At 36.2% G+C, this 4,063-nt stretch carries 4 protein-coding genes; all 4 read left to right on the top strand.

From position 1 onward, the window contains the following. The first annotated feature begins 103 nt into the window (after positions 1-103). The 4 genes from LE180_RS06430 (at position 104) to LE180_RS06415 (ending at position 3,628) form a co-directional block, all read left to right on the top strand. Positions 104-376 carry an HU family DNA-binding protein gene (locus LE180_RS06430; RefSeq protein WP_374134629.1) on the top strand — a complete coding sequence of 91 codons (273 nt, stop codon included), beginning with the start codon at positions 104-106 and terminating at the stop codon, positions 374-376. A gap of 16 nt (positions 377-392) precedes the next feature. Then, on the top strand, positions 393-1,601 hold the full coding sequence (locus LE180_RS06425; RefSeq protein WP_374134628.1) for an aminotransferase class I/II-fold pyridoxal phosphate-dependent enzyme: 1,209 nt from the start codon (positions 393-395) through the stop codon (positions 1,599-1,601). A 296-nt stretch (positions 1,602-1,897) separates the two neighbouring features. Beyond that, entirely contained in the window at positions 1,898-2,989 is a 1,092-nt protein-coding gene (gene bioB, locus LE180_RS06420) for a biotin synthase BioB (RefSeq protein ID WP_374134627.1), read from the top strand. A 360-nt stretch (positions 2,990-3,349) separates the two neighbouring features. Next, a complete protein-coding gene (locus tag LE180_RS06415; RefSeq protein ID WP_374134626.1) occupies positions 3,350-3,628 on the top strand; it encodes a tetratricopeptide repeat protein in 279 nt (92 codons plus the stop codon). The last annotated feature ends 435 nt before the right edge of the window (positions 3,629-4,063 follow it).

The following is a 4,063-nucleotide window of genomic DNA, read 5'->3' as shown; positions in this document are numbered from 1 at the left end:
CTTCGTTAAAGAGGTCAGGGGTTCAATCCCCCTTAGCTCCACTCAAAATTAATGAACGTGTTTTTGAAATAATGCAGTTATTTTATGCGGAGGGGTCAATTTGGTGAAAAAACTTGATGTCATCAAACAGGTTGCTGCTGTTTCAGGATTAACGCAAGGCGATTCAAATAAAGCAATAAAAGCTTTAGTTTTGGTAATTCAGTCTTCGTTAAAGATCGGCGAAACGGTTTCTCTCTCAGGATTAGGATATTTTCGGACTAAGCCATGTAAGGCTAGACAAGGCAGAAACCTTAAAACCGGAGAAATAATTCTTATTCCCCATGGAAAAAAAGTTTCTTTCAAACCCACTACGATGCTTAGGAAAATGATATTGTAAAAGAGTTTGACAAAATATGATCAACATAGAACCATCTAAAAATTTATCAAAAATACCGCCATATCTTTTTACTAAAATAAATCAAATCAAAAGAGAAGCTTACGATAAAAATCTTGATGTCATAGACTTAAGTATGGGAAATCCTGATCTACCGACCCCAGGTCATATTGTCGATAGATTATGCGACACTGTAAAGCATCACAGCAATACGCATAGATATCCTCAAGCTAAAGGAATGCCAAAATTTAGAAAAGCAATAACCGAATGGATGGCAAGACGCTTTGGCGTGGAACTTGACCCTGAAAACGAAGTTCTTTCATTAATAGGATCAAAAGAAGGTATAGCTCATCTATGTATGTCATACTTAAACTCCAGCGACTGCGCTTTGGTTTGCGATCCTGCGTATCCGGTACATTTCAATGCCGTAGCTCTATCAGGCGCAAAAGTTTATTCTATGCCATTGCTTGAAAGAAATAATTTCTTGCCGGATTTTACAAAGATTCCAAAAAAAACAGCCTTGAAAGCAAAAATAATGCTTTTAAATTATCCAAATAATCCGACCGCTACTGTTGTTGAGGATAACGATTTTTGGAAAGAAGCAATAAAATTCTGCAAAAAATATGACATTTTGCTCGTGTCCGATAACGCCTATTCCGAACTCACTTTCGGAGATTATTATGCTCCGTCAGTTTTTGAATTTCAAGGAGCAAAAGATGTTGCCTTGGAATTCCACTCTTTTTCAAAAACGTTCAACATGGCAGGGTGGAGATTAGGCTGGGTTTGCGGGGCAAAAAAACTTTTATATCCTCTTGAAAAATTTAAATCGTTTTTAGATTACGGAGCGCCGACATTTATGCAGCTTGCTGGTATCGCTGCATTAAACGGTCAGCAAGATTGCATAAGAGAACTTTCAAGTATTTATGAAAGAAGAATGAAAAAAATGGTGAATGGTCTTCAAAAAATAGGTTGGCGTACCAGCGAAACAAAAGGTACGATGTATATCTGGGCAGAACTTCCAAATTGTTTGAAAAAAGAAGGCTCTTTAAGCGTTGCTGAAAGACTGGTAAAAGAAACCGGTGTTGTGATTTCTCCAGGAGCAGGTTTTGGCAAACATGGTGAGGGATATGTAAGAATGTCTTTGGTAACGCATGACAAGAGATTTCACGATGCATTGCTTCGCATAGGGAAATTTACAAAAAGCGAATTAAACAAACAAAGAGTTTGAGTCTAATCAGGAATTGCGGAAAAGGCGCTTGTCAACAACCAGTAGCAAGTATAGCTGTTTCGGATGGTGTAAATCTTTCAAAATTTATCGTTACAAACACCACAAACGTCGCGCGCGGGAATTATGTCCGATGTTGTTTACGATAAAAAGATAAAAATTGTAGTTCTTCCGGCAGGTAAAAGCAAAGTCTGTTATTATTTGAGATTTGTCGTTTTGGATGAGTCGGACGTATTGTCAAAATTTCTGGTATTCTTGGCAAATTTAAAGTTTCAATTGGAATTCTCACTCAATCTAATATGAGTGATAACGATTGCGCTCAAATAATTATAATTACGCATAAAACTTGCAGGGAAAATTTGGAAAGAGTTTTAAAACAATTTAACGCTACAAAATTTATAGTAAAATCCAAAGTTGTAAAAATTAAAATGGAAATTAAAATGAAAAACTTAATGTTTGAAATTATAAGCGGTAAGCGAGTGACAAAGGAAGAAGCTCTTGAACTTTTTGGATATGAATCAGAGGATCTTTTTTTGGCATCTTCAAAGATACGTAAAAAATATAAGGGCAATAAAATAAAAGTTTGTTCTATCATAAATGCAAAATCCGGAAAATGCTCCGAAAACTGTAAATTTTGCGCGCAATCGACTTTTAACAAAACTGATGTTAAAGTTTATCCTCTTGTTGATACTGAAAAAATCAAAGAAGTTTCTACAAGAGCTTTGGAGAACGTAGGTTGTTTTGGAATTGTTTCAAGCGGAAACTCTTTAAATGACGAAGAGATATCAAAACTTTGCGAAATGTTTAAAACTCATAAAAAAGTATCGCATTTAGGCGTTTCCATAGGAAAAATATCTGACGAAACTTTTATCAAATTAAAAGAAGCCGGCATAAAAAAAATGCATCACAATCTTGAAACATCGGAAAATTTTTATCCCAATATCTGTTCTACGCACAGCTATCAAGAAAGAGTTGACACTTTAAAGAGAGCAAAAAAATTTGGATTTGAACTTTGTTCCGGTGGGCTTTTTGGTATGGGAGAAAGCCTAAAAGACAGAATAGATTTAGCGTTCACTTTAAAAGAACTTGGCTCAGACAGCGTGCCAATGAATTTTTTCATGCCCATAAAAGGCACTGCCCTAGCGCACTTGCCAACAATGATGCCTATTGAAATTTTAAAAACAATAGCGGTTTTTAGAATAATTTTACAAAACCCGGATATTATGATTTGTGGCGGCAGAGAATTGCATTTAAGAGATATACAATCATGGATATTTCAGGCGGGAGCAAACGGCATGATGACCGGAGGCTATCTTACAACAAACGGCAGAGATATTGCCGCAGACAAGCAAATGATAAAAGATTTAGGTCTAGAATTAGAAATAGAATAATCGGAGTTATCTCTTGATCGCGACAAACGTGTGAAGGATATATATTTTATCAAGCATCTTGTCTGTCATACTTGAGTGCAGCGAAGTATCCATGTTATTTGCTCTTTCCATCGCAGTTGCCTTTCCACTATTTCCCTTCCTTGTTTCATTATTTCTTTTTCTTTGAAGGGAATAGCAGCGAGGTTACTGTGGTATGAGAGGGAGGCAATGCCAGAAGCATTGACGAGGTATCGCGATACTGAAAAATACATAATAAAATTATGATAAATCTGGAAGCGGTTTGGAAGTTAACATTGAAAATCGTGGATACATTTTGTAGAACGCGCTACTATGAATGATGAAGATTTGAGGAGGGTCTAAGTGGGGAAATACATAATCTTAATATTTTTGATTTTAGTTCCATTTGGTATTTTAATCTTTGAAAAGTGTAGAACGAAGCAATTTTTTCTGTTTAAACAAATCAGGAAAGTAGCGGACCAAGGAGATGCATGGGCTCAGAATAATCTGGGAGCGATGTATGATAAAGGAGAAGGAGTTCAACAAAATTATAATGAAGCATTAAAGTGGTATCGGAAAGCAGCGGACCAAGGACATGTTGAGGCTCAGAGTAAGCTGGAAGGAATATATAGGAAGAACTGAAGGCGAACAGAAAGATTGTGTTTGTTTGATGGGAGTGAGTAGCGGATGTATAAGAATAAGAACGGATGTCCAAAGGATGATAAGGAAGCATTAGAATGGTACAAAAAAGCAACGGAATCTGCGATTGATTTCTAGTGGAGAAGGAGTTGAGGGAGATTATACTGAAACATTAAAATAGTTTCAAAAAGTAGCGGAGTGCGGTTTGGAAGTTAACATTGAAGATCGTGGATACATTTTGTAGAACGCGTTGCTATGAATGATGAAGATTTGAGGAGGGTCTAAGTGGGAAAATACATAATCTTAATATTTTTGATTTTAGTTCCATTTGGTATTTTAATTTTTGAAAAGTGTATGACGAAGCAATTTTTTCTGTTTAAACAAATCAGGAAAGCAGCGAACCAAGGAGATGCATGGGCTCAGTATAATCTGGGTTGG

The organism is Candidatus Endomicrobiellum pyrsonymphae (assembly GCF_020328025.1).
GTDB classification, from domain to species: Bacteria; Elusimicrobiota; Endomicrobiia; order Endomicrobiales; family Endomicrobiaceae; genus Endomicrobiellum; species Endomicrobiellum pyrsonymphae.
This window is presented reverse-complemented; position numbering and strand designations above follow the sequence as displayed.

Bases quoted from the DNA above. Each gene is read 5' to 3' on its own strand.
- bioB (WP_374134627.1), top strand. From the start codon at position 1,898: ATGAGTGATAACGATTGCGCTCAAATAATTATAATTACGCATAAAACT.
- LE180_RS06425 (WP_374134628.1), top strand. From the start codon at position 393: ATGATCAACATAGAACCATCTAAAAATTTATCAAAAATACCGCCATAT.